The sequence below is a fragment of the Porphyrobacter sp. YT40 genome, assembly GCF_006542605.1.
Taxonomy (GTDB): domain Bacteria; phylum Pseudomonadota; class Alphaproteobacteria; order Sphingomonadales; family Sphingomonadaceae; genus Erythrobacter.
Window position 1 is genome coordinate 2,374,733 of record NZ_CP041222.1, and the last position, 25,542, is coordinate 2,400,274.

General features: G+C 65.7%; 22 protein-coding genes. 14 read left to right on the forward strand and 8 right to left on the reverse strand.

The window, feature by feature from the left end:
* Positions 1–82: 82 nt before the first annotated feature.
* The 3 genes from E2E27_RS11120 (at position 83) to E2E27_RS11130 (ending at position 2,980) form a co-directional block, all read left to right on the forward strand.
* Complete coding sequence (locus E2E27_RS11120; protein ID WP_141459165.1) at positions 83–385, forward strand: FtsB family cell division protein; 303 nt, start codon at positions 83–85, stop codon at positions 383–385.
* 156 nt (positions 386–541) lie between these two features.
* Positions 542–1,609: a pyruvate dehydrogenase (acetyl-transferring) E1 component subunit alpha gene (gene pdhA, locus E2E27_RS11125; protein ID WP_141459167.1), complete on the forward strand. Its 1,068-nt coding sequence runs from the start codon at positions 542–544 to the stop codon at positions 1,607–1,609.
* A gap of 3 nt (positions 1,610–1,612) precedes the next feature.
* Positions 1,613–2,980, forward strand: coding sequence for a pyruvate dehydrogenase complex E1 component subunit beta (locus E2E27_RS11130; RefSeq protein WP_141459169.1), 1,368 nt, complete (start codon positions 1,613–1,615; stop codon positions 2,978–2,980).
* Positions 2,981–3,003: 23 nt separating this feature from the next.
* Here E2E27_RS11130 and E2E27_RS11135 read toward each other — a convergent pair whose 3' ends face one another.
* The 3 genes from E2E27_RS11135 to E2E27_RS11145 are packed head-to-tail and all read right to left on the reverse strand — an operon-like array spanning position 3,004 to position 6,316.
* Entirely contained in the window at positions 3,004–3,693 is a 690-nt protein-coding gene (locus E2E27_RS11135) for a TadE/TadG family type IV pilus assembly protein (protein ID WP_141459171.1), read from the reverse strand.
* Positions 3,690–4,325: a TadE/TadG family type IV pilus assembly protein gene (locus E2E27_RS11140; RefSeq protein WP_141459173.1), complete on the reverse strand. Its 636-nt coding sequence runs from the start codon at positions 4,323–4,325 to the stop codon at positions 3,690–3,692. Before E2E27_RS11140 ends, E2E27_RS11135 begins: the two co-directional genes overlap by 4 nt.
* On the reverse strand, positions 4,322–6,316 hold the full coding sequence (locus E2E27_RS11145; RefSeq protein ID WP_141459175.1) for a VWA domain-containing protein: 1,995 nt from the start codon (positions 6,314–6,316) through the stop codon (positions 4,322–4,324). The genes E2E27_RS11140 and E2E27_RS11145 overlap by 4 nt, the downstream gene beginning before the upstream one ends.
* Before the next feature lie 212 nt (positions 6,317–6,528).
* Here E2E27_RS11145 and E2E27_RS11150 point away from each other — a divergent pair, with 212 nt between their 5' ends.
* Both E2E27_RS11150 and E2E27_RS11155 read left to right on the forward strand, forming a co-directional pair.
* Entirely contained in the window at positions 6,529–7,188 is a 660-nt protein-coding gene (locus E2E27_RS11150; RefSeq protein ID WP_141459177.1) for a hypothetical protein, read from the forward strand.
* A 44-nt stretch (positions 7,189–7,232) separates the two neighbouring features.
* A complete protein-coding gene (locus tag E2E27_RS11155) occupies positions 7,233–7,694 on the forward strand; it encodes an EF-hand domain-containing protein (protein ID WP_181443420.1) in 462 nt (153 codons plus the stop codon).
* Between the two features lie 4 nt (positions 7,695–7,698).
* Here the strand turns inward: E2E27_RS11155 and trmFO are convergent, their stop codons facing one another.
* Positions 7,699–9,084, reverse strand: coding sequence for a methylenetetrahydrofolate--tRNA-(uracil(54)-C(5))-methyltransferase (FADH(2)-oxidizing) TrmFO (trmFO, locus tag E2E27_RS11160; RefSeq protein ID WP_141459179.1), 1,386 nt, complete (start codon positions 9,082–9,084; stop codon positions 7,699–7,701).
* Positions 9,085–9,153: 69 nt separating this feature from the next.
* Between trmFO and E2E27_RS11165 the strand changes: the two genes are divergently transcribed.
* On the forward strand, positions 9,154–9,819 hold the full coding sequence (locus E2E27_RS11165; RefSeq protein ID WP_141459181.1) for a lysoplasmalogenase family protein: 666 nt from the start codon (positions 9,154–9,156) through the stop codon (positions 9,817–9,819).
* Here the strand turns inward: E2E27_RS11165 and gyrA are convergent.
* Complete coding sequence (gene gyrA, locus E2E27_RS11170; RefSeq protein WP_181443421.1) at positions 9,812–12,613, reverse strand: DNA gyrase subunit A; 2,802 nt, start codon at positions 12,611–12,613, stop codon at positions 9,812–9,814. The two genes, E2E27_RS11165 and gyrA, sit on opposite strands and share 8 nt — an antisense overlap.
* A gap of 322 nt (positions 12,614–12,935) precedes the next feature.
* Between gyrA and E2E27_RS11175 the strand changes: the two genes are divergently transcribed.
* The 3 genes from E2E27_RS11175 to E2E27_RS11185 all read left to right on the forward strand — a co-directional run bounded on the left by E2E27_RS11175 (position 12,936) and on the right by E2E27_RS11185 (position 15,854).
* Complete coding sequence (locus tag E2E27_RS11175) at positions 12,936–14,294, forward strand: hypothetical protein (protein ID WP_141459185.1); 1,359 nt, start codon at positions 12,936–12,938, stop codon at positions 14,292–14,294.
* Between the two features lie 139 nt (positions 14,295–14,433).
* Complete coding sequence (lipA, locus tag E2E27_RS11180) at positions 14,434–15,393, forward strand: lipoyl synthase (RefSeq protein ID WP_141459187.1); 960 nt, start codon at positions 14,434–14,436, stop codon at positions 15,391–15,393.
* Entirely contained in the window at positions 15,393–15,854 is a 462-nt protein-coding gene (locus tag E2E27_RS11185) for a type II toxin-antitoxin system RatA family toxin (protein ID WP_141459189.1), read from the forward strand. The genes lipA and E2E27_RS11185 overlap by 1 nt, the downstream gene beginning before the upstream one ends.
* On the opposite strand, the gene E2E27_RS11190 is transcribed toward E2E27_RS11185, so the two are convergent.
* From E2E27_RS11190 to E2E27_RS11200, 3 genes are read right to left on the reverse strand one after another with little or no spacing between them, the layout of a single operon-like run.
* A complete protein-coding gene (locus tag E2E27_RS11190) occupies positions 15,815–16,327 on the reverse strand; it encodes a CinA family protein (protein ID WP_141459191.1) in 513 nt (170 codons plus the stop codon). The two genes, E2E27_RS11185 and E2E27_RS11190, sit on opposite strands and share 40 nt — an antisense overlap.
* A 5-nt stretch (positions 16,328–16,332) precedes the next feature.
* The gene (locus E2E27_RS11195; RefSeq protein ID WP_141459193.1) at positions 16,333–16,881 is read right to left on the reverse strand and encodes a hypothetical protein; all 549 of its coding nucleotides are present in this window, start codon (positions 16,879–16,881) and stop codon (positions 16,333–16,335) included.
* A complete protein-coding gene (locus E2E27_RS11200; protein ID WP_141459195.1) occupies positions 16,878–18,050 on the reverse strand; it encodes a bifunctional 2-C-methyl-D-erythritol 4-phosphate cytidylyltransferase/2-C-methyl-D-erythritol 2,4-cyclodiphosphate synthase in 1,173 nt (390 codons plus the stop codon). Before E2E27_RS11200 ends, E2E27_RS11195 begins: the two co-directional genes overlap by 4 nt.
* A gap of 80 nt (positions 18,051–18,130) precedes the next feature.
* Here E2E27_RS11200 and dusB point away from each other — a divergent pair, with 80 nt between their 5' ends.
* The 5 genes from dusB to ntrX all read left to right on the forward strand — a co-directional run bounded on the left by dusB (position 18,131) and on the right by ntrX (position 25,451).
* A complete protein-coding gene (gene dusB, locus E2E27_RS11205) occupies positions 18,131–19,147 on the forward strand; it encodes a tRNA dihydrouridine synthase DusB (protein WP_141459197.1) in 1,017 nt (338 codons plus the stop codon).
* Between the two features lie 2 nt (positions 19,148–19,149).
* Positions 19,150–20,241, forward strand: coding sequence for a two-component system sensor histidine kinase NtrB (locus tag E2E27_RS11210; protein WP_141459199.1), 1,092 nt, complete (start codon positions 19,150–19,152; stop codon positions 20,239–20,241).
* 2 nt (positions 20,242–20,243) lie between these two features.
* On the forward strand, positions 20,244–21,683 hold the full coding sequence (locus tag E2E27_RS11215) for a sigma-54-dependent transcriptional regulator (protein ID WP_141459201.1): 1,440 nt from the start codon (positions 20,244–20,246) through the stop codon (positions 21,681–21,683).
* A gap of 113 nt (positions 21,684–21,796) precedes the next feature.
* Positions 21,797–24,022, forward strand: a complete 2,226-nt coding sequence (locus tag E2E27_RS11220) for a sensor histidine kinase (protein WP_141459203.1) — start codon at positions 21,797–21,799, stop codon at positions 24,020–24,022.
* 46 nt (positions 24,023–24,068) lie between these two features.
* Entirely contained in the window at positions 24,069–25,451 is a 1,383-nt protein-coding gene (gene ntrX / locus E2E27_RS11225; RefSeq protein WP_141459205.1) for a nitrogen assimilation response regulator NtrX, read from the forward strand.
* Positions 25,452–25,542 lie beyond the last annotated feature (91 nt).

The window sequence follows — 25,542 nt, forward strand, 5'->3', positions numbered from 1 at the left end:
TGCGCATTGCAGCGCATTGCTCTTGCAGCGACACGCCAAGTGTGATTCTGTGGAATCTGGCGGCAAGGGGATCTTTCGCGACATGCGCAGACCGGGAACGGACAACAGGCTCAAGCGAGTGGTGGCCCTGTGCGGCTTGCTGCTGCTGGCGGGCTATGCCGTGGCCGGGCCGACCGGTTTGCTCGCCTGGAGCGAAAATGCGGCCGCGCTCCAGCAGCGCGAGGCCGAGATCGCCCAGCTGACGGCCAAGCGCGATGCGCTGCGCAACCGCGTGATGCTGCTCGATCCCGAGGCGGCCGACCCCGATCTGGCGAGCGAGCTGGTGCGCGATCAGCTGGGCGTGATGCGCGAAGACGAAGTCGTCATCACGCTCGAGGACGAGTGATCCCGGCATAGCCTTCGGGCCGTCCTGATTTCGTATGCGCGTTCGGTTTTCTGCAACGCCTTGCCGTTGCGTCATCCCCGTTTGCCTGCCTATAGAGCAAGGCGTTGGACGGCGCTTCTCCTCCCCTTGAGCGCGCCAGAGAGAGGGATACTTATCTTGGCCAAAAAGCCCGCAAAAGCAGTCGCCGCGGCAGCGGACGACAGCGATTTCATCCTGCATTCCTTGCAGGAAGCCTTCGAAGCGAAGAAGCGCTATGCCGCCTCCGAAGAGGAGATGCTGGAATTCTACCGCCAGATGCTGCTGATCCGCCGCTTCGAGGAGAAGGCGGGCCAGCTTTACGGCCTCGGCCTGATCGGCGGTTTCTGTCACCTTTACATCGGGCAGGAAGCGGTCGCCATCGGCCTCCAGAGCGCGCTCGACAATGATCGCGATTCCGTCATCACCGGCTACCGCGATCACGGGCACATGCTCGCCTACGGGATCGACCCAAAGGTGATCATGGCCGAGCTGACCGGGCGCGAGGCCGGAATCTCGAAGGGCAAGGGCGGGTCGATGCACATGTTCTCGACCGAGCACAAGTTCTACGGCGGCCACGGCATCGTCGGCGCGCAGGTGGCACTGGGCGGGGGCCTTGCGCTGGCGCACCAGTACAACGAGGACGGCGGGCTGTGCCTTGCCTATTTCGGTGACGGCGCCGCGAACCAGGGGCAGGTCTACGAAACCTTCAACATGGCAGCCCTCTGGAACCTCCCCATCGTCTTCGTGGTCGAGGACAATCAATACGCGATGGGCACTGCGACCAAGCGTTCCTCCGCCGAAACCCGCTTCTACCGCCGCGGCACCGCGTTCCGCATTCCGGGGATGGAAGTGAACGGCATGGACGTGCTCGAAGTGCGCGCCGCGGCCGAAGTCGCCTTCGCGCACGTGCGCGCCGGTAAGGGCCCGGTGCTGATGGAGTGCAACACCTATCGCTATCGCGGGCACTCGATGTCCGACCCGGCCAAGTACCGCACCCGCGAGGAAGTGCAGGAACAGCGCGACCACCACGATCCGATCGAGGGACTGAAGAAGACCCTGATCGAGACAGGCAAGACCGAGGACGAATTGAAAGCCATCGACAAGGCGATCCGCGCGCAGGTGGCCGAAGCCGCCGATTTCGCCGAAACCTCGCCCGAACCCGCCGCGAGCGAACTCTACACCGATGTTCTGGTGGAGGAGTATTGAGCCATGGGGATCGAACTGAAGATGCCGGCGCTCTCGCCCACGATGGAGCAGGGCACGCTCGCCAAGTGGCTCAAGCAGGAAGGCGACCGGATCGAGCCGGGCGATATCATCGCCGAGATCGAGACCGACAAGGCGACGATGGAATTCGAGGCCATCGACGAAGGCGTGCTGGAGAAGATCCTTGTCCCCGCCGGAACCGAAGATGTGGCCGTTGGCGCGGTGATTGCGCTGATCACGGGGGAAGGGGAGGAGCCTGCCTCCGCCCCTGCGCCGGCTGAAGAGCCCGCCGCCGAAAAGGCGGAAAAGGAAGAGCTCGCCAAGCCCGCCGAACCGCTCAAGGCCAAGGCCGAGCCTGCGCGCGATCCGGAATTGCCCGAAGGCACCGGTTTCACCAGCACTACCGTGCGCGAGGCGCTGCGCGATGCGATGGCCGAGGAAATGCGTGCCGACCGCCGGGTCTTCGTCATGGGCGAGGAAGTTGCCGAGTATCAGGGCGCCTACAAGGTCACACAGGGCCTGCTCGCCGAATTCGGCCCGAAGCGCGTGATCGATACGCCGATCACCGAATATGGCTTTGCCGGGATCGGAACCGGCGCGGCGATGGGCGGCCTGCGCCCGATCGTCGAATTCATGACCTTCAACTTCGCGATGCAGGCGATCGACCACATCATCAATTCGGCGGCCAAGACCAACTATATGAGCGGCGGCCAGATGCGCTGCCCGATCGTGTTCCGCGGCCCCAATGGCGCGGCCTCACGCGTGGGCGCGCAGCACTCGCAGAACTACGGCCCGTGGTATGCAAGCGTCCCCGGCCTGATTGTCATCGCGCCCTATGACGCGGCCGATGCCAAGGGGCTGATGAAGGCGGCGATCCGCTGCGAAGACCCGGTGGTCTTCCTCGAAAACGAACTCGTCTATGGCCGCAGCTTCGACGTGCCGGATATCGAGGATTACGTCCTCCCCATCGGCAAGGCGCGGATCGTGCGCGAGGGGGCGGACGTCACCATCGTCAGCTATTCGATCGGGGTGGGCCTCGCGCTCGATGCGGCGGCGACGCTGGCGGAGGAGGGGATTGATGCCGAGGTGATCGACCTGCGCACGCTGCGTCCGCTCGACAAGCAGACCGTGCTTGAAAGCCTTGCCAAGACCAACCGGCTGATCGTGGCCGAAGAAGGCTGGCCGACCTGCTCGATCGCGTCGGAAATCATCAGCATCTGCATGGAGGAGGGCTTCGACCACCTCGATGCGCCGGTGCTGCGGGTGTGCAACGAGGACGTGCCGCTGCCCTACGCGGCCAACCTCGAAAAGCTCGCGCTGGTCGATGCCGCGCGGATCGCCGAGGCTGCGCGCAAGGTCTGCTACAAGGCGTAAGGACGGGGCCGCCCGGCCTGTGATCAGGACGGGCGGGCCGACGAATAGGTGTTGCAACGCGCGACCGGGCCGCCGCTGTAAAGCCGGGTCAGGTCGCGGTTGTCACGTACGTTGAAGGCCGCGGTATAGACGATCTCACGCCCCTCGAAGAGGTCGAGCGGGGTGGGCGATTCGAAATCATAGGCCACCTCGACAAACATGACCGCCGTGCCGGTCGACGCGGTGATGTAGCGACCGGGACTGCCCATGCCGGGGAACGACGTTCCGATCGCGCCTTGGCCCTCAACGCCGTAAGTGGAGTTGTAGACCTTTGCCCCGCGGCAGCGTTGCCAGGCGATCCATTGGCCGCCCTGCGCATTCTGCTGGAGGCTGGACACGATCACCCGCCCCTGATCGAAGATGTCGATATTGGCGCCGAGCTTTTCCGCTCCGATCAGGGTAGCGGCGACGTCGCGCTCGTAGACCTTGCGCGCGTTCAGCACGTCTTCCTCACCCACGCGCGAAGCGTTGTCGGCAACCTGCATCGCGATCTGGCTGACCTGAAGGTGCGTGATCACGAGAAAGGCGGTCTCCGTGCCCAGCATCCCCATGCCCAGCACCAGCGGCGCGGCAAAGGCGAACTCGACCAGCGCCAGACCCGAGGTGTCGCCCCGCAGTCGGCGCGCAAACCGGCGCGCGCGGGACAGGGGCTTGGCCATAGCGGCTTTCGTCATGGACAATTCCTCTCGATACGCGACTTGTCCTGTTCGTCGAAGGGCTGGTTGCGCAGCACGGTCGACGCCTCGAGTGTGACGTCGCGCGGCATGCCCGTCATGGTGAACAGCGGGAACATGCGCGGATAGGTGACGCGGGCGGTGTAGAGCACGGCGTCGCGCGCGCCGCCGATCCCGGTCTTGCCACGATCGGCATCCCAGCGCCCGTTCGCATTGGCATCGATGTAGCGCTCGTTCTTCGCGCCTTCGCAGACACCGTTGCCGGTTTGACCTGCGGGGTCGTCACCCAGAATGACCTCGGGCTCACCGATGTCGGCAAAGTCGGCGTGGGACAGCTTGATGAATTCGACCTGTGCGCCAGAGGGCATCACGGTCTCGATCTGCTCGCGCACGCGGGTGTCGATCGCTGCCTGCCGGCCATTGGCGTTTTCCAGCGTCAGATCGCGCCCCGCCTTCTGCATCGCACCGTGCAGCACCGAGCTGGTGTATTGCGTGTGCGCGATGTCGAACAGGCCCATGATCATCAGGATCAGCACCGGCCCTACAAAGGCGAATTCGACGAGGGTCACGCCCTTGGTATCGGCGATAAGGCGCCGCAGTGCGGCACGGGCGGAGTGCAGGCGACCGATCATGACGTGAGCCTCAGTGCTGCGATTTTCTGGGCGATTTCCTGGAACCGGGCGTTGAGCGTCGCTGAGTCGTTGGCCTGGAAGGCGCGACCCGGCGATGCGCAGTTGGTGAGGTTCGAGGTCAGCGTAGTCCCGAAGGCGACCACCCAGACCGTGATGTTCTCCTGTTGCGCGGCGCGGCAGATGGCTTGCAGACGCGAAGCGCGGCGGTTGAATTCGCGGGTCGAGTTGCCGTCACCGGTGATCCGGCGATCCCACCATTCGATCCCGTGGGTCGAATAGTTCTCGACATTGTTGACCTGCGCACCGTCGGTCATGAACACGATGTGGCGGGCAATGGCATCGCCGTTCGGCGCGGTCGTATTCTCGGCAGCGAACAGTCCGCGCGGGCTGAGGAAGCGTGCGCCCCACAGCATCCCGATGTCGTGATAGGTATTGCCGGAGGCATTCAGCGCGTCGAGATAGGCCTGAAGGTCGCTGCGGCTGATCTCTGACAGCTTGCGTGCCGGTTGCGGGCAAACCCAGCCCGGCCGGGCCTGGTTGCCATTGACGTTGCGGAAGCCGGTTGTGCGGTTGTTGCTGGAATCGCGGCGCTCCCACACGGCTGTGTTGAGCGCGGGCTTCCACTTTTGCGATTCGTTCTCGGGCACCAGATTGATATTGAGATCGTGCGCCGCCGCCGGGATCGGGCTGTAATTGTCGGTCAGCACCGTGCTCGGCTCTTCGACGCAACCAGTCCAGGTGTGTGTTTCGAACGCGCCGTTGTTGCCGAGCGGCAGATCGATCTGGTTATCGTCATAGAGAGTCGAGAGGTCGACCGTTTCCCACGATGCCGGGCTGCCGGCCGGGTTCTCCACATTGCAAGGCGTGGCGTCGGCAGTGTCGACCTGGCAGTAGCGCCAATAGGCGAAACGGATCGACTCCTCGATGCGATCGGGGATCACATCGTCTTGCGTCGCCTTGCGAGTCTTGCGCACCGTGCCGCGACAACCGGCCTGCGTGTCGATCGGGGCGTCATCATATTGCTGGCGGACATAGGAGGTTGAACTGATCGTCCAGGTCTGGCTTCCGACCGTGTAGGTTCCGCGATTGGTGATCTGGCAGCGGTCGCGATCATCGTTGTCGTTGCGATCGGGCCGACCCTCGCGGTTCCTGTAGTAGTAATCGCTCTCCCTCGATGAACCGAGGTCGCTCGTGCTGCGCGTGATCCATTCGGTCTGCTGCGAGATCAGGATGTCGTCGCCGACCTCAACGCCGTTGCCAGGGATCACGGTCTGCACGACTTCGTAGACCGGCACGCGCGACTGGTAGGAATGCTCGTCGGCCATGTAGGCGCGCGGCAGCGAGAAGCCGACATTGACCTGCTGCGAATAGGGCACGAGGCCATAGCGCACCTGCGCGCTTGCGGATGTGGCCGCCTCGACGGTGTCGTAGAAATTCATCACCGCTTCGCGCAGCGCGACGATCTTGGAGCCGGGGCCGGAGTTGCAGCCCGAGGTCGCCGGACAATCGGCCATCGATCCGGTGGTATCGAGCACGAACATGATGTCGGTGTTCGAAATGTTGATCTCGGCCGAACAGGTCACCGTGATATTGAATTCGTTGTAGCCGAAGGCCGCCATGATCGATGCGGGAAGAGTGCCGGTTGCATTGCCGATCACCGTGCCTTCGCCGTCGCTGGTGTATTCGCGGTTGCGGCTGTCGACGCCGAACATGCCTTCGTTGAAATTCTGGTCGAAGAAATTGAGACCGATCTGGCGGTGCGCGCTGGTGAAATTGTCGTCGGTCATGGCGCGCCGTGCGGCGAGCGCACCGGCGTCGCACGCGGCCTGCATGCGTGCGGCTGTCATGTAGTAGCGGCTTGCATCGATCCCGCCGCCGACCATCGCCATCAGCGGAAGCAAGGCCGCTGCGGAAATCGCGAGCGTGTTGGCGGTCTTGTCGTGCAGCAGCTTGTGCATGAACGACGATCTGGCCTGCTGTTCTTGCGCCATTGCTACGGTGCCCTTCCCCTGTCATCCGCGCGCAAATCGCGCAGACAATCCAGATGCAGCCTCCGCGCTTAAGCGAGTTGGGTAAGCGGATTGCCAAAGTTTGTGGTTAACAATTGGCTAAGCACAGCCATCGGTAGGCTCCGGTGTCTGGCGTCCCTTGGTGGGACACTTTGCTTGCCAAAGACGAAAATCGTTGGTTATGCGTTACTTCAGTGATGACCGAGGCCCCAGACATTCTCGCCCCCGAAGCCGAGCTGGCCTTGGCGTGGAGCGGCGAAATGGTTCGCGCACCATTAAGCACGGCTCTTCAGCTTGATCGGCGACTGGCACGGATCGCGACCAGAACGCAGGAGATAATGCTCGGCCAGATGCGGCTTGCTTGGTGGCGCGATGCGCTCGCACGGCCGCTGGCCGACAGGCCGCGCGGCGATGCGGTGCTCGATGCGATCGGCGCGCACTGGGCCGGACGCGAGGCGGCGCTGATCGCGATGGTCGATGGCTGGGAAGTGCTGATGACCGCCGAGCGCCTTGGCCGGGCCGAGGCCGAAGCCTTTGCCGCACAGCGCGGGGCCTTCTTCGTGGCACTGTGGGATGATTGCCCTCCGGCGGCGGCGGTGCGTCTGGTGGCTGCGGGCCTGCGCTGGGCGGCGGCCGATGCGGCCTCGGCGGTCTCCGATCCGCAGGAGCGCGATGCACTGATCGCCGCCGGGCAGGCGCGTCAGGTCCCGCTCGGCCGCGTGCCGCGCCGCCTGCGCGGCGTGGCGGTGCTCGATGCTCTGGCCCGGCGCGCGCTCAAGCGCGGGGGACGGCCGCTGATGGAGGGGCGCGGCGCATCGCTTGCGGCATACAAGGCGGCTATCTTTGGTTTCTGATCGGGTGTAGTCTGCAACCCATTGAAGCAAAAGGGGGCAGACCTTTGCGACAGGCCGTGATCGGGTTGCTGGGCGGGCTCGCCTTGGCAGGCGTAGGGATGGTGTGGCTGCAAGGCCGCGCGGTGATCGAGGAGGGCGCACCGCCGCCTGCGCCCGCGCCTTCGCCGGTCGATTCCGAAGCGCTCCCGCTGGCCGATCCCGGCACCATGCAAGGGCCCGCGCCGCCCGAGGTGAGCGAGCTCGGCAAGGAGGAGCAGCGCTTCTTCCGCTACGATCGCAACCGCGACCGGCTGATCACCCGCAACGAAATGCTCTCGACCCGGACCGACGCGTTCCGCGCGCTCGACAAGGACGGCAACAATCTGCTGACCTTCGAGGAATGGGCGGTGACCACGGTGCAGCGGTTCGAGAAAGCCGATGCGAATGGTGACGAGCGGCTGACCCCGCGCGAATTCGCCACCACCGCGCCCAAGCCGGCGGCGAAGAAACCCGCCTGCAAGTGCTGAACCGTCAGGCGGGCACGGTCTCGCGGGTTTCGCTGATCCAGCGTGCGAGATCGGCCTTTGCGCGGGTGGTGTAGGCTTCCTTGCGCACCTTCTTGCCGACTTCGTGGAGCGGCGGGAAGAGGCCGAAATTAACGTTCATGGGCTGGAAGGTCTCGGCCTCGGCATCGCCGGTGATATGGCTGAGCAGCGCGCCGAGCGCGGTGGTGGAGGGCAGCGGCTGCCAGTCGCGGCCCGCCAGCTGTGCCGCTGTCATCATCCCGGCAACGAGACCGATGGCGGCGCTTTCGACATAGCCCTCGCAGCCGGTCACCTGCCCGGCAAAGCGGATATGCGGCGCCGCGCGCAGCCGCAACTGGCGGTCGAGCACCTGCGGCGAATTGAGGAAAGTGTTGCGGTGCAATCCGCCCAGCCGGGCGAACTCGGCGTTCTCCAGCCCCGGAATGGTGCGGAACAGTTCGACCTGCGCGGCATATTTGAGCTTGGTCTGGAAGCCGACCATGTTCCACAACGTGCCGAGCTTGTTGTCCTGGCGCAGCTGCACCACGGCATAGGGCCAGCGCCCCTGCGGAAACTCGGGCGTCACATCGAACGGATTGTCGAGCCCCACGCCCTTCATCGGGCCATAGCGCAGGGTTTCGACGCCGCGTTCCGCCATCACCTCGATCGGCATACAGCCGTCGAAATAGGGCGTGTCCTTTTCCCACTGCTTGAATTCGGTCTTCTCGCCATCAAGTAGCCCTTGCACGAAGGCGCGATATTGCGCCTCGTTCATCGGGCAATTGATATAGTCGCCGCCCTCGTTGCTGGCCTCGGTGCGCTTGTTCCAGCGCGACTGGATCCAGACCTTGCTCATATCGATGGAATCGCGGTGGACGATCGGCGCAATGGCATCGAAGAAGGCGAGCCGCTCGCTTCCCGTGGCGCGCACGATGCTGCCCGCCAGCGCCTCGGCGGTAAGTGGCCCGGTGGCGACGATGGTGAGCCCGGCAGAGGGCAGGGCGTCCACCCGCTCGCGCACGATGGTGACATTGGGGTGCTGCGACAGCGCCTTCTCGACCTCGGCGGAGAAGACATCGCGGTCCACCGCCATTGCGCTGCCCGCGGGCACCCGCGCGGCGTGCCCCGCACGCATCACGATACTGTCGAGTTCTCGCATTTCGTGATGCAGCAGCCCGACCGCGTTCTTGGTGTCATCGTCCGAGCGGAAGGAGTTGGAGCAAACCAGTTCGGCCAGCCCATCGGTCTGGTGCGCGGGGGTCATCTCGCCCGAGCCGCGCATCTCCGAGAGGCGCACCTTTGCGCCGCGCTGCGCGAGCTGCCACGCCGCCTCGCTCCCGGCGAGACCGCCGCCGATTATGTGCACATCGTGCAAAGTTGCGCTTGCCGTCATGGCGGGGCAGGTAATTGCGTGATAGCTCGCCTGCAAGCCTTAAGGGGCGTGGCAAGGAATGCAGGCGGGATGGCAAAGCGCGCGTTGATCGAACAAAGGCCGTGGCTGCTAGCGAGCGTGGCGGCGGCGACGGCGTTCTATTTCCTCAGCGACAATCCGGTGTTCGAGGGCACCTGGGGCCTCGCCGCCAAGGGCGCGAGTGTCGGCCTGCTGGCGCTCTATGTCCTGCTGCGCGTGCCGCAAGGCAGGCACCGCGCCGATGGCCTGCTGCTGGCGGCGGCGCTGGCGCTGGCGGCGGCGGGGGATGTAGCAATCGAGCTCGATTTCCTCACAGGCGGCGCCTTTTTCGCGGCGGCACATGTGGTGGCGGTCGCCCTGTATCTCAGAAACCGGCACAAGCGGCCCTCGCCGGTGCAGAAGCTGATCGGCGCGGCCCTGCTGGTCGGAACCCCGCTGGTAAGCTGGCTGCTGAGCGGCGCGGTGGAGATTGCGATCTATGCCGCCTTCCTCGGCGCGATGGCCGCATCGGCGTGGATGAGCCACTACCCGCGCTACCGCGTGGGCAGCGGGGCCGTGCTCTTCGTGCTTAGCGACTGGCTGATCTTTTCGCGGATGGGCGCGCTCGATCTCGAACCCGCCCCCACGCTGCTGATCTGGCCGCTCTACTATGCGGGGCAGCTGATGATCGCGACTGGGATCGTGCAATGCCTGCGAGGCGAACAGCCCGTCAGGTGACGGGCGGCTCGCTCCCGCCCGCTATCTCCGCTGCAATCGCTTCCTCGGCCGGGTTCTCCGGTTCCTCGGTCTCGTCGATCAGCGCCGCACCGACGATGTGCTCGTCCTTGGCGACATCGAAGATGCGGATGCCGGACGATCCGCGACCGGAGATCGAGAAGCCTTTCAGGTTCTCGAACCCGCCTTCGATCAGATGGCGGAAATCGATCCCGAGGCGGATCAGCTTGGCCTGATCGGTCACCAGCATCAGTTGGGAGCCGTGCTTGACCGGGAAGCTGGCGACCACCGGGCCGTTGCGTTCCGGATTGCTCTCCGGCGCGCCGATATTGGTGATGCCCTGACCGCCGCGCCCGGTGGTGCGGTATTCATAGGCGGAGGAGATCTTGCCATAGCCATTGGCGGTGATGGTGAGGATGAACTCCTCGGCCTCCGCCATCGCGCTCACCTGATCGGCGGGCAACGTCGGTTCGGCGTCGTTGTTCTTCCACGCCGCCGCGCGCAGATAGGCCTCGCGCGTTTCCATGTCAGCGGTGAGTGCCCCAAGCACAGCCATGCTGACGACCTTGCCGCCTTTCTTGAGGCTCATGCCGCGCACCCCGATGCCGGTGCGGCTCTTTGTTTCGCGCGCGTCGGTGGCGGAGAAGCGGATTGCCTTGCCGCTGTCGCTGGCGAGGAAGATTTCCTGCTCCTCGGTCAGCAATTGCACGCCGATCAGCCGGTCGCCCGAGCCTTCGACGAAGCCCATCGCATATTTGCCAGCGGTCGGGATGTTGGCGAAGGCGTCCATCGAATTGCGGCGCACCATGCCCTGTTCGGTGGCGAAGACGATGTTGAGGTTTGACCAGCTGCTCTCGTCCTCTGGCAGGGGGAGGACGTTGGTGACGCGCTCGTCATCGCCCAGCGGCAGCAGGTTGACCATCGGGCGGCCCTTTGTCGAGGGGCCGCCTTCGGGCAGCTTCCACACCTTCATGCGATAGACGCGGCCGGTGTTGGTGAAGAACAGCACCGGATTGTGGGTCGAGGTGACGAACAGTTCGACCACCGCGTCCTCGTCCTTGGTCGCCATGCCCGAGCGGCCCTTGCCGCCGCGGCCCTGCGCGCGGAAGGTGTCCAGAGCGGTGCGCTTGATGTAGCCGCCGTGGGTGACGGTGACGACCATCTCCTCGCGCTCGATCAGGTCTTCGTCTTCCAGACCATCCCATGCGGGCGCGATTTCGCTGAGGCGAGGGGTGGCGTAGGTTGCCTTGATCTCCTCAAGCTCGGTCCGCATCACGCCGTACAGCTTCACGCGGTCGGCGAGGATCGAGAGATATTCTTCGATCGCGACCGAAAGGCCCTTCAGCTCCTCGCCGATTTCGTCACGGCCCAGCGCGGTCAGGCGGTGGAGGCGAAGATCGAGGATCGCCTTCACCTGCCGTTCGGACAGGCGATAGGTGCCGCCGCTTTCGTCCGCGCTCGGCTCGATCGCTTCGATCAGGCGAATATATTGCGCGATGTCACCGATCGGCCATTCCTTGGCGAGCAGCCGTGCGCGCGCTTCGGCGGGGTTGGGGGCGCTGCGGATCATCGCCACCACCTCGTCGAGGTTGGAGACCGCCACCACCAGACCCAGCAACAGGTGCGCCCGCTCGCGCGCCTTGGCGAGTTCGAACTTGGTGCGCCGGGTGATGACTTCCTCGCGGAAGCTGATGAAGGCCTGGATGAAATCGCGCAGACGCAGGGTCTCGGGCCGTCCGCCGCGGATCGCCAGCATGTTGGCGGGGAAGCTCGATTGCGCGGGCGTGTGCCGCCAGATCTGGTTGAGCACCACTTCGGGCGTCGCATCGCGCTTCAGGTCGATCACCACGCGCACGCCTTCGCGCGAGCTTTCGTCGCGAATATCGCTGATGCCTTCGATGCGCTTGTCCTTGGCGGCCTCGGCGATCTTCTCGACCAGCCCGGACTTGCCGACCTGATAGGGGATCGAGGTGAAGACGATCCTTTCGCGCCCCTCGCTCTTGGCGCCGCGCGTCGATTCGATCTCGTGCCGGCAGCGCATCAGGATCGACCCGCGCCCGGTGGTGTAGGCCTGCCGCGCGCCGTGCGTGCCGAGGATCAGCGGCGCGGTCGGGAAATCGGGGCCGGGGATGTACTGAATCAACTCCTCGGAAGTGATCGCCGGATTGTCCATGTAGGCAAAGCAGGCGTCGATCACTTCGCCCAGATTGTGCGGCGGCACGTTGGTCGCCATGCCGACCGCAATCCCGCCCGCGCCGTTGACGAGCAGGTTGGGGAAGCGCGCCGGCAGCACCGTCGGCTCCTTGCGGCTGCCGTCGTAGTTGTCGGTGAAATCGACCGTGTCCTTGTCGAGATCGTCGAGCAGCGCGTTCGCCACCCGCGCCAGCCGCGCTTCGGTATAACGCATCGAGGCCGGCGGATCGGGGTCCATCGAGCCGAAGTTGCCCTGACCATCGATCAGCGGCACGCGCATCGACCAGGGCTGGGTCATGCGGGCGAGCGCATCGTAGATCGCGGAATCGCCGTGCGGGTGATAGTTACCCATCACATCGCCGACGATCTTGGCGCTCTTACGGTAAGGCCGCCCGGCGACGAAGCCGCCTTCCTGACTGGCGAACAGAATGCGGCGGTGTACCGGCTTCAAGCCATCGCGCACATCGGGCAGCGCGCGGGACACGATCACGCTCATCGCATAGTCGAGATAGCTCGACCGCATCTCGTCGACGATATCGACGCGGTCGAAACCGCTCATCGGAGACGGGGGAGGGGAATCGAGAATGTCGCTGTCGTCGCTCAAGGTCGGGGCCGTTTCTGTGTGTGTTTGCGTGCCGCGTCGTGCGGGCCGGGCCATAGCAGCCGCGGCTGTCGCTCTCTATCTAGGGACAAGCCGGGGCTTTCGCCACCATGCGGCGCGAACAAGGCAAGAACACGGTGCCTTTTTCCACATTTCCAAGCCCCTTTGCGAGCGCAGGGTGAACAGGGCATTCAAAGCCCGTTCAGTACGCTCCGCCTAGCGACAATTGCAAATCCCGCGCGGGCCGTCCAAAGGCCGGGGCGGAGTTCGCCGCAGGGCGCGCGCCGGAACGGGCGCGCGGCTGCGTATCAACTGGAGGATATGAGTGACCAATATGTCTTCGCCCCGTCGTTTCATGCCGGCTCCCGGCCGCTTCGCGCGTCAGCTGGCGCTGGCTGTTGCGCTCGCCAGCGGCACTGCCGTGCTGGCCATTCCGGGCTTTGCCAACGCGGCCCACGCGCAGCGCAAGAAGAAGGACGAAAAGGCCGATCCGTCCAAGCCGTCCTACTCGAAGGAATTCGTGGCCGCCTACAATCCGGTCGATACCGCGCTCAAGGCGGAAGGGGCAAATGTCGCTGCGCTGAAACCGCAGATCCTCGGCCTGGTGCCGCTGGCGACCACGCCGGATGACCAGATGGCGCTGGGCGGCCTGATGTTCAACGCCGGGATCACCGGCAAGGATGCGCCGTTGCAGCTCCAGGGGCTCGAGCTGATGCTCGCCAGCGGCAAGACCAAGCCTGAAGACCTGTCGAAGTTCAACTTCGTCGGCTATCAGATCAACAACCAGCTCCAGCAATATGCCGCGGCGCGCAACTATCTGCAAAAGGCGATGGACCTTGGCTACCCCGCGCCCATGGCCGATCTGCAGCTGTCGATGGCGGAGCTGTTCTTCGCCGAGGATAATCACGCCGAAGGGCTGAAGTATCTCGCCGATGCCATCGAAGGTCGCAAGGCGACCGGCGAGGCTGTGCCCGAGAACTGGTATCGCCGGGGGGTTTCGGTCGCCTACACCAATGAAGTCGTGCCCGAGGTCTACCAGTTCGTGCAGGGCTGGGTGGGCGATTATCCCAAGCCCGAAAACTGGCGCGATGCGGTCAACCTGACCCGCAACCTCACCGAGTTCGAGGCACCGGTGATGCTCGATCTGCTGCGTCTCGGCCGCAAGGTCGGCACGCTGAACGATGCCAACGACTACATCATCTATGTCGAGACCGCCGACACCCGCCGCCTGCCCAAGGAAGTGCAGGACGTGATCCAGATGGCCTACGATTCGGGCAAGATCGCTCCGGGCACGGACAGCTATATCGACGAGCAGTTCAAGCAGGCGAAGGGCCTGATTGCCGATGACAAGTCCGGCCTGCCCGCGCTCGAGCGGGATGCCAAGGCACCCTCGGCACAGTTGCGCACCGTGATCGCAGCGGGCGATGCCTTCCTCAGCTACAACGAATACGCCAAGGCTGCGGGCTTCTACGAGCGGGCCGTGACCATGCCCGGCGTCGATCGCGATCTTGCGCTCACCCGACTGGGCATCGCGCAGGTCGGAGCGGGCAATTACGATGCCGCGCGCGAAGCCCTGGCGCAGGTGGGAGGCGTGCGCGCGCCGATCGCGATGCTGTGGAGCGCCTATGCGGACCAGCTGAGCGGCGGTGCGACTGCGGCTGCGGCTCCTGCGGCGGCCAACTGATCGCGCATCAGGCAGGTAAGACCGAATGACAGAGCGCCGGGCCACCCGCCCGGCGCTCTTTTTTTTGGCAGGGCCGTGACCGGAATTGCAAGGGCCAGCCAGCTTGCGGGATGGGGCGGGTGCGCCTAAATGGCTCCCAATGAATGACCTCGCCAGCACGCCGCAGCCGACGCCTCCAGCAGAACGGCCCGCCCGCCAGCGCAAGCCCGACTGGATCCGCGTCCGTGCGCCGGTGAGTGAGGGCTACAACGAAACGCGCAAGCTGATGCGCGAGCTCAATCTCAACACCGTGTGCGAGGAGGCCGCCTGCCCCAACATTGGCGAGTGCTGGACCAAGAAGCACGCGACGGTGATGATCCTCGGCGATGTCTGCACGCGCGCCTGCGCCTTCTGCAACGTCAAGACCGGGATGCCGCGCGCGGTCGATCCCTTCGAGCCCGAGAACACCGCCATCGCCGCGGCCAAGATGGGGCTCGAACACATCGTCATAACCTCGGTGGATCGTGACGATCTGCCCGATGGCGGTGCCTCGCAGTTCGTCAAGGTGATCGAGGCGCTGCGCCGCAACACGCCGAACACCACGATCGAGATCCTCACCCCCGATTTTCGCGGCAAGATGCGCCGCGCGGTCGAGATGATCTGCGAGGCGGGGCCCGACGTCTACAACCACAACCTCGAAACCGTTCCCCGGCTCTATCCCACCATCCGCCCCGGCGCGCGCTACTACGCCTCGCTGCGCCTGCTGGAAGAGGTTAAGGCGCACAATCCGCTGATCTTCACCAAGTCGGGGATCATGCTGGGGCTGGGCGAGCAACGGCTCGAGGTGCATCAGGTGATGGATGACATGCGATCGGCCGAGGTCGATTTCATCACCATGGGGCAATATCTCCAGCCCACGCCCAAGCACGCCGCGGTCGAGGAATTCGTTACGCCCAAGGCCTTCGCGGCCTACGGCGCAATCGCGCGGGCCAAGGGATTCCTGCAGGTTGCCTCAAGCCCGCTGACCCGGTCGAGCTATCATGCGGGCGACGATTTCGCGAAGATGCGTGCCGCACGCGAGGAAAAGCTCGCGCGAGCAGGTGCCAAGGTTCAGCCCTAGTGCCCGGCATCCGCGAAACCCGCCGTCTTCCCTACAGCGCCGAGCAGATGTTCGATCTGGTCGCCGATGTCGGGCGCTATGGCGAATTCCTGCCCTGGGTAATCGCCACGCGGGTCCGCAGCAATTCCGAGACCGAGATGGTCGCGGACATGGTGGTGGGCTTCAAGGCGATCCGTGAAAGCTTCACCTCGCGCGTCAAGAAAGATCGCCCGCGCGAGATTGCGGTGCACTATATCGATGGGCCGCTGTCCGATCTCGACAATGTCTGGACATTCCGCGCGATCGACGAGCGCACCTGTGAGATCGACTTCTGCGTCGACTTCACCTTCAAGAACCGCCTGTTCGAGCGGATTGCCGGGCAGTATTTCGACAAGGCGTTCCGCAAGATGGTGGAGGCCTTCGAGATGCGCGCCGCGCAGCTTTACGGCAGCAGCAGTTCCAGCGCGCACAGCGTCGCCTGACGGCGGATTTCGGCACGACCTCCGGGGCCATCGCCGCCGTCGAAGAACCTCAGCTCACCTTCGGGCTCGCCGGTTGCGCCGCGCACCACCCGGGCGAATACCACCGTGCCGACCGGCTTTTGCGGGGTGCCGCCACCGGGCCCCGCCACACCGCTGATTGCCACCGCGACATCGGCCTTCGAGCGGTCGAGCGCCCCCTTCGCCATCGCCCAGGCGCAGGCGATCGAAACCGCACCGAAGGTTTCGATGATGTCGCTGGCAACCCCCAGCATCTCCATCTTGGCGGCATTGGTATAGGTCACGAACCCTCGGTCGAGCACCGCCGAGGAGCCGGGGATCTCGGTGAGAGCCCCGGCAACCAGCCCGCCGGTGCAGCTCTCCGCCAGCACCACCATGCGCCCCGCCGCCGCGTTTTCCGCCACGACGCGTTCGGCAAGGTTGGCGATGTCTTGCGGCAGCAGGGCGGCTTGCATGGGGGTTACTTTCCGCTCATGGCTGGCGCGACGGCGCAGATCGGCGGGTTCTTGAGCTCGGCCATCTCGGCGACGAAGCCGATCAGCCCGCCGACATTCTCGACCGGCAGCGGGCTGAGCAGTTCGACCCCGCGCTCGATCTTGCCGCAGCTGTCGCCCTTGATCTCCTTGGCCAGCATCTGCCCGACCAGCGCATCGACGAAGGGCCGCAGCGCATCGTCGGGCATGGTGCTGAGCATCGCGGCCATCTGGTCGTCCGAACCGCCGTCCTTGTTCATGAAGGTCTTGAGGAAGCGGAAGGCGCCCGGCCATGCTTCGTTCTGCGAGGCACGGAACTGGGCGATATAGGTCTCGCCGCGGGTGGCCATGAAGCCGTCCGCCTCGAAGCGGTTGGCGCAGGCGGTCTGCGCGGCGTCATAGGCGAGCGGCATGGCATAGACGATCGCGTCCGACAGATCGGCCGGATTGACGCAGGCCTGCTGCTGGGCCTGCGCGGCCTGAGCAGAGGCGAGGGCGCCGAGCGCGATCACGGGAGCAAGGGTACGGATCTTCATGAGGCAGTTCCTTTCGGGGCAAGCGTGACGAGAACGATGGCCTGCGCAGCGATCCCCTCGCCGCGGCCGGTGAAGCCGAGTCTTTCGGTGGTGGTGGCTTTGATGCTGACCGCGCCTTCGGCGAGGCCCATCAGCCGGGCGACTTCGGCGCGCATCGCTGGCCGGTGCGGGCCGATCTTGGGCGCCTCGCAGATCAGGGTGAGGTCGACATTGGCGATGGCGTAGCCCGCCGCGCGGGCGAGGCCGACGGCGTGTTCGAGGAACTGTCCCGAACGCGCGCCGCGCCACTGCGGGTCGCTGGGCGGGAAGTGGGTGCCGATATCGCCTTCCCCGACCGCGCCGAGCACCGCATCGGTGATCGCATGGAGCGCAACGTCGGCATCCGAGTGCCCCGCCAGCCCCCTGTCATGCGGGATCAGCACGCCCCCCAGCCACAATTCCTCGCCCGGTTCCAGACGATGGACGTCGAAGCCCTGACCGATACGGAAGGCGGGTTGATCCATGGGTGTGGCAAAATCCTCGGCAAAAGTGATCTTCTTCAGGCGTTCATCGCCTTGGACAAGTGCGACTGAACCTTTGCTGGCTGTCAGCACCTGCGCGTCGTCGCCCGCATCGGTGGCACCTTGCCATTCCCGGTGAGCGGCGAGGATCGCAGGAAAGCGGAAGGCCTGCGGGGTCTGGACGCGGCGCAGGCTTTCGCGTTCGGCCTTGCCCGCCATCACGCCGTTGGCATCGACCGCGAGGCTATCGACCACCGGCAGCACCGGAATTGCGCCCGGATAATCGGCAAGCGCTGCCAGCAGGCGGGCGATCACCGTATGGGGCAGATCGGGGCGGGCGGCGTCGTGGATCAGCACATGAGCTGGTGCGCCCTTGGCCAGCGCTTCAAGCCCGGCGCGCACCGAGTCCTGCCGGGTCGCGCCGCCGGAGACGAACGTCACCCCGGCGATGCCCGAAAGCGCCGCTTCGGCTTCGGCGCGGCTCTCGGGGGCGATGACCGTGACGATCCTGTCGGCACCCGCATCCGCGAGCGCCTCGATCGACCAGCGGATAACCGGTTTGCCCTTGAAATCCCTGAATTGTTTCGGAACGTCTCCGCCAACGCGCAAACCCTTGCCCGCTGCGACCACGATTGCTGCAAAGGGGGGGAGGGGAGCTGCGCCGGCCATCGGTGTCATCGCTTAGGCACTGGACGGGCTTTGGGCAATCCACTATGCGCCTGCCCATATTTTAGGCAACACCTGTTCCCATGACCACGCTTCCCTCTCCGCCGGCCCTGAAGCCGATTGCGATCGGCCCGGTCACCATCGCCGAGCCCGTTGTGCTCGCGCCGATGACGGGCGTCACCGACATGCCCTTCCGCACGCTGGTGCGCCGCTATGGCTCGGGCCTCAACGTCACCGAGATGGTGGCGAGCGAGGCGGCAATCCGCGAAACGCGCGTCAGCACGCAGAAGACCGCATGGGACCGGATCGAGGAGCCGGTCTCGATGCAGCTGGTCGGCTGCGATCCCGCCAGCATGGCCGAGGCGGCGAAGATCCAGGAGGGCAATGGCGCGGCAATCATCGACATCAATTTCGGCTGCCCGGTGCGCAAGGTCGTCGGCCAGCTGGCGGGCTCCGCGCTGATGCGCGAAGTGCCGCTGGCGGTCCGCCTGATGGAAGCGACCGTGAAGGCTGTGAAGGTGCCTGTGACGGTCAAGATGCGGATGGGCTGGGATCACAACAGCCTCAACGCGCCCGAGCTTGCGCGCATGGCCGAGGATATCGGGGTGCAGATGATCACCGTCCACGGCCGCACCCGCAACCAGATGTACAAGGGTAGCGCCGACTGGGCCTTCATTCGGAAGGTCAAGGAGGCGGTCAATGTCCCCGTGATCGTCAACGGCGACATCTGCTCGATCGAGGATGCCTCCAGGGCGCTCGAGCAATCGGGCGCGGACGGGCTGATGATCGGGCGCGGGGCCTATGGCAAGCCGTGGCTGCTCGGGCAGGTGATGCACTGGTGGCGCACCGGCGAAGCGCGCCCGGCGCCGGGGATGGAGGAGCAGTATGCCCTCGTCGTCGAACACTACCACCGGATGCTCGACCACTACGGGCGCGACACCGGGGTGAAGATGGCGCGCAAGCACCTTGGTTGGTATACCAAAGGGCTGCACGGCTCGGCCGAGTTCCGCAACATGGCGAACTTCATCGACGATGCCGATCAGGTGCTCGGCGAGATCGAGCGGTTCTATACACCGTTCCTGATGCAGCAGGCCGCCTGAGCGTGGCCAGCATTCCGGCAGAGCCGCAAGGCACCGCGCGCCCGGATGCGCGCGCACAGCTTTCGGGTCTGATTTTCGCCGTGGTGCTGCTCGATGCCGAGGGCCTGATCGCCGAAGTCAACCACGCCGCCGAAGACCTGCTCGGCACCAGTGGCAGCCGCTTGATCGGGACGCGACTGACCGACCGGGTCGGACCGCTCGATCCGCGGGTCGAGGCGCGCCTGCTGGCGGGCGAGGAGGCGCTGGTGGCGCGCGATCTGGCGATCCGCGTGGGCGAGGCTGAGGTGCGGATCAACCTCACCGCCTCGCCGCTGGGCGGCTATCCGGGCTGGCAGGTCGTGACCCTGTCGCAGATCGGCCATGACGAGGCCGCGCATCCCGGCGGGGGCGAGGCGATGCTGGGCGCGCCGGCGGTGCTGGCGCACGAGATCAAGAACCCGCTCGCCGCGATCCGCGGGGCGGCGCAACTGGCGGCGCGCAAGCTGCCCCATGCCGACAAGAAGCTCGCCCGGATGATCACCGACGAGGTCGACCGCATCGCCCGGCTGATCGACCGGATGCAGCAATTGGGCAGCACCCGCACCGGGCCGGTCGAGGCCTGCAACCCGCACGAGGCGATCCGCGCCGCTGTGGCGACCATGCGCGCGGCCAATGGCACGCATGGCGAGGTCGAGATTCGCGAGGAGTTCGACCCCTCGCTCCCCCCTGTGCTGGCCAATCGCGATGCGCTGGAACAGGTGCTGATCAACCTCATTTCCAACGCCCGCGATGCCGCGCTGGGGAAAGGCGGGGGCGGTGAAATCATCGTCCAGACCCGCTTCGTCAGCGGGCTCGCCTTCAGCGCGATCCGCAATGGCCGCGCCGTGCCGCTGCCGATCGAGATCACGATCTCGGACAACGGCCCCGGCATCGATCCGACCCTGCGCGATCATGTGTTCGAACCCTTCGTCTCGTCCAAGCCTTCGGGGCAGGGCCTCGGCCTTTCGCTGGTGAGGAAGCTGGTGCGCGACATGAACGGCAATGTCAGCCATGATCGCGACGGGCGCGCAGGGCTGACGCATTTTCGCCTGCATCTGCCGCAGGCGCAGGACTGATCATGCCCACAAGCCGTCCAATTCTCCTCGTCGAGGATGATGCCGCGATTGCCACGGTGATCATCGCCGCGCTGGAGGACGAAGGCTTCGCCATCGCCCACTGCACCAGCATTGCCGCGCGCGACAAGCAGCTCGATCAGCGCAGCTTCGGCGTGATGCTGACCGACGTGATCCTGGAGGACGGCGACGGGCTTGAAAGCCTCTCCGCCGTGCGCGAGCGGGCGCCGGAGATGCCGGTGATCGTGCTTTCGGCGCAGAACACGCTCGATACTGCGGTGCGCGCGAGCGAGAGCGACGCCTTCGAATATTTCCCCAAGCCCTTCGATCTCGACGAACTGGTGCAAGCGGTGCGTCAGGCGGCGGGGCTTCGCGCCGCGAATGCCGAAGAGCAGGGAGGCCCTGCCACTGGCGGGGAAAGCGAGAAAATGCCGCTGGTCGGGCGCAGCCCGGCCATGCAGGGCGTGTACCGGATGATCACGCGGGTCTTGCGCAACGACCTGACCGTGCTCGTCACCGGGGAAAGCGGCACCGGCAAGGAGCTGGTGGCCGAGGCGATCCACGAGCTCGGCAGTCGTCGCACCGGGCCTTTCGTCGCGGTCAACACTGCCGCGATCCCCGCCGATCTGGTCGAAAGCGAGCTGTTCGGGCACGAGAAGGGCGCCTTCACCGGCGCGATCGCGCAAGCGATCGGCAAGTTCGAACAGGCCAATGGCGGCACGCTATTTCTCGACGAGATCGGCGACATGCCAGCCGAGGCCCAGACCCGGCTGCTGCGCGCGCTGCAATCGGGGCGCATCCGGCGCGTGGGCGGACGGCAGGAGATCGCGGTCAATGTCCGCATCATCGCCGCTACCAACCGCGACCTTACCCCGATGATCGCGGCGGGCACGTTCCGCGAGGATCTGTTCTACCGCCTCAATGTCGTGCCGATCGTGCTGCCACCCTTGCGGGAACGGCGCGAGGATATTGCCGCGCTTGCCCAGCATTTCCTGATCCTCGCCGCCGAGGATGGCCTGCCGCGCCGGGTGCTCAGCCCCGACGGGATCGAACAGCTCGAAGCGCGCAGCTGGCGCGGCAATGTGCGCGAGCTGCGCAACGTGGTCTATCGCCTTGCCCTGATGGCGCGCGAGGAGCGGATCGATGCCGCCGCCGTCATCGATATCATCGGGCCCGAGGTTTCGCCTGCTCTGGTGCCGCAGGGCGAGGGGCAGGGCGGGTTCGGCGGAGCGCTCTCGCAGTGGCTGGCCGCGGAAAGCCCGCCGCCCGGCATGGTCTATCACCGCGCGCTCGCCGCGTTCGAGAAGCCGCTGATCGAATATGCGCTCGGGCGAACCGGCGGCAACCAGCTGCGCGCGGCGCAATTGCTGGGGATCAACCGCAACACGTTGCGCAAGCGCATCGGCGAGCTGGGGCTGGAGCCGGACCGGTTCACGAACGGCTGAGGCGCGAGCGCGCTCCGGCCTGTCGCACGCCGGGCACGTGATGGCGCAGCCTTGCGGGCGAGTCTCACGAGGGGCTTGCAAATTTGCCACACCATTGTTGTAAAGCGGCAACGATGGCCAGTCCTCCGCTTTCACCAACCGGCCTGACGCCCCGCCAGTCGCCGCGCTGGTGGCGGCGGACGCTGATCGCCGCGCGGCGGGCCAATATCTTTCTGTGGCTTGAAGGCATTGCGGTGGTCGCCTTGCTGGCGGCGGTGGCGGCGACATGGTCGGCGTTCAGCCGCTCGGGCGAGACGGGCGATCTGCTCCCGACGATGCAGGTGTCGGTCCTGCTGATGGCGACACTGGTGCCGGCGATGGCGCTGCTGGTGCTTGTCGGCCGTCGCCTCGCGCTGCGCCGCGCGGCAGGCAGCACCGCGCGGCTGCATGTGCGCCTGGTGTTCTTCTTCTCAATGGTCGCCGCCCTCCCGACGCTGCTGGTGGCGGGCTTTGCCGCCTTCCTGTTCGGCACCGGGGTCGATTTCTGGTTTTCCGACCAGTCGCGCGGGCTGATGGAGAACGCCAATGCGCTGGCGCAGAATTACTACGACGCCAACCAGCGCAATGTCGAACAGAACTCTGTCATCATGGCGACCGACATGCGCGAGACGCTGGCGCGGGTGCCGATCACCGATCCCGATTTCCCCGACTTCTACGCCTATCAGGCGCAGGGCCGCGAGATTTCGGAAAGCGCGATCCTTCAGCGGATGCCCGACAACACCTTCCGCACGGCAGTCGCCTATAACCTGGCAAAGGATACCGACCATCTCCAGTTCAGCCGCAAGGCCCTGACCCGGCTCGATAGTGGTGAGCCTGCGGTGGTCGTCGGCAGCCCCGAACGGATCGAGGCGCTGGTGCCGATCGACGCGCAGTCGGGCGTCTATCTCTACAGCGCCCGCACCACCGAAGAGACGATGTTCAACTCGTGGTCGCGCGCGCAATCGATCGTCACCGCCTATGAACGGCTGACGGGCAGCGCGCGGAGCTTGCAGCTGCGCTTCAACATCGCGCTGGTTCTGGTGAGCCTGCTGCTGGTGGGGCTCGCGATCTGGTTCGCGCTGCGCTTTGCAGACCGGCAGGTCGAGCCGCTGACCGCGCTGGTGGGCGCGGCGCGCAAGGTGGGGCAGGGCAACTTCGCGCTCCGGCTCGAAGGGCGCACCGGGGCGGACGAGATCGGCCTGCTCAACCGCGCCTTCAACCGCATGACCGCGCAGCTCGAAAAGCAGACGCAGGCGCTGGTCAGCGCCAACCGCCAGATCGACGACCGGCGCGCTTTCACCGAGGCCGTGCTCGAATCGGTTACCGCAGGGGTGGTGTCGGTCGATGCCCGGGCCTGCGTGACGCTGATGAATTCCTCGGCGCAGGCGCTGCTCACCCCCGATGGCGATGCGAGCATGATCGGCCGCTCGCTCGATGTGCTTTCGCCCGAACTCACCCGCATGATCGCCGAGGGCAAGGAGCGCGCGATCATCAGCCACGCCAAGGGCACCGAACTTCTGACGCTGGCGGTGAAGATCGCACCCGGCACCGGCGGCGGCCACGTGATCACCTTCGAGGACATCACCCGCCAGCTGCTCGACCAGCGGCAAGCCGCGTGGTCCGACGTCGCCCGCCGCATCGCGCACGAGATCAAGAACCCGCTCACCCCGATCCAGCTTGCGACCGAACGGTTGAAGCGCCGCTACCGCACGCAGGTAGGCGACGAGGACCGCGACCTGTTCGACGAGCTGACCAGCACCATCGTCCGGCAGGTGGGCGACCTCAGGAAAATGGTCGACGAATTCTCCAGCTTCGCGCGCCTGCCCAAGCCGGTATTCCGGCACGAGGACGCACTCGATCTCGTCCGGCAGTCGGTATTTTTGCAGGAAGTCGCCCATTCCGGCATCGCCTTCAGTGTCGCCTCATCGGAGCTGGTCGACCGCGAGGTGCGCTGCGACCGCCACCAATTCGGGCAGGCGATGACAAATGTCCTCAAGAACGCGGTGGAGGCCGTCGAAGCGCGCGCGGCCGAGGCCAAGGGCGCATATGCCGGCGAAATCGCCGTCACAATTCGCGACGCGGGTGAGGCGATCGCGATCACCATCGAAGACAACGGCATCGGCCTTCCCGCCGATCGTGAGCGGATAACCGAACCCTACATGACCACCCGCGAAAAGGGCACCGGGCTCGGCCTCGCCATCGTCAACAAGATCGTCGACGAGCATGGCGGCGACATGAGCTTTGCCAGCACCCCCAGCGGCGGTACCCGCGTGACCTTACGCTTTGCCCGCAATCCCGAACCCGTCGAAGGCGGCGCATGATCGTCGCTCCGCTCTCCCTGACACCTGCAACCGAAGGACGAAGCCCATGGCGCTCGAAATCCTGATCGTCGACGATGAACGCGATATCCGCGAACTGGTCGCCGGCGTGCTCGGCGACGAAGGCTATGCCTGCCGCACCGCCGCGGACAGCACCGAGGCCCTTGCCGCGATCGACGAACGCCGTCCGTCGCTGGTGCTGCTCGATGTGTGGCTCCACGGCAGCCAGATGGACGGGCTGGAACTGCTCGACGCGATCAAGGCGCGCGAACCGAACCTGCCGGTGATCATCTTTTCCGGGCACGGCAATATCGACACCGCTGTCGCCGCCGTGGGCCGCGGGGCGATGGACTTTATCGAAAAGCCGTTCGAGGCCGAGCGCCTCTTGCTGCTGGTCGAACGCGCGACCGAGACCGAGCGGCTGCGGCGCGAGAACTCGCGCCTGCGCGAAGGCAGCTGGGGCAGCGCCGAATTCACCGGCAATTCCCCCGCCATCAACGCCGTGCGCGCGACCTTGAAGCGGGTGGCGAGCACCGGCAGCCGCGTGCTGATCTCGGGCCCTCCGGGTGCGGGCAAGGAAGTCGCCGCGCGCCTGCTTCATGCCTGGAGCACGCGGGCGGATGGGGCCTTCGTGCTGGTCAACTCGGCGCGCATCACGCCCGAACGCTTCGAGCAGGAATTGTTCGGCGAAGAGCAGAACGGCAAGCAGGTGCGCCCCGGGCTGCTGGAGCTGGCGGACGGCGGCACGCTCTATCTCGATGAGATCGCCGACATGCCGCTCTCGACGCAGGCGCGCATCCTGCGGGTGCTGACCGATCAGAGCTTCGTGCGCGTGGGTGGCACCCGTCAGATCGGGGTCGATGTGCGCGTCGTCTCCTCGACCACCCGCGATCTGACCGTCGAAATGGCCGAGAAGCGCTTCCGCGAAGACCTGTTCTACCGCCTCAACGTGGTGCCGGTGGTGCTGCCCGCGCTGTCGCAGCGGCGCGAGGATATCCCCGCGCTGGCCGAACATTTCTTCACCCGCTATTCGAACGATCAGGGCCTCGCTCCGCCCGAAATCTCGAGCGAGGCGATGGCTGCATTGCAGGCCTATGACTGGCCGGGCAACGTCCGCCAACTGCGCAACGTGGTCGAACGCACCATCATCATGACCCCGCGCGAAAAGCTCACTACGGTCGAGCCCGACATGCTGCCGCCCGAGATCATCGGCGGACAGATCGGTCTTGCCAGCGACAGCCTCTCGGCGATCATGGGCGTGCCCCTGCGCGAGGCGCGGATCAGTTTCGAGCGCGAATATCTGGCGATCCAGATCCGCCGCTTTTCGGGCAATATCTCCAGAACGGCGGCGTTCATCGGCATGGAACGCTCGGCACTGCACCGCAAGCTGAAGCTGCTCGGCATGGCCGATCGCCGCGACGAGGAAGAGTAAGCCGCGAATATTGCACTGCAAAATTTTGCATGAAATCAAGCCTTGTCGCGGGGCAGGCAAAGCGCCATTATGGTGCAGGTAAGGCCCCGTG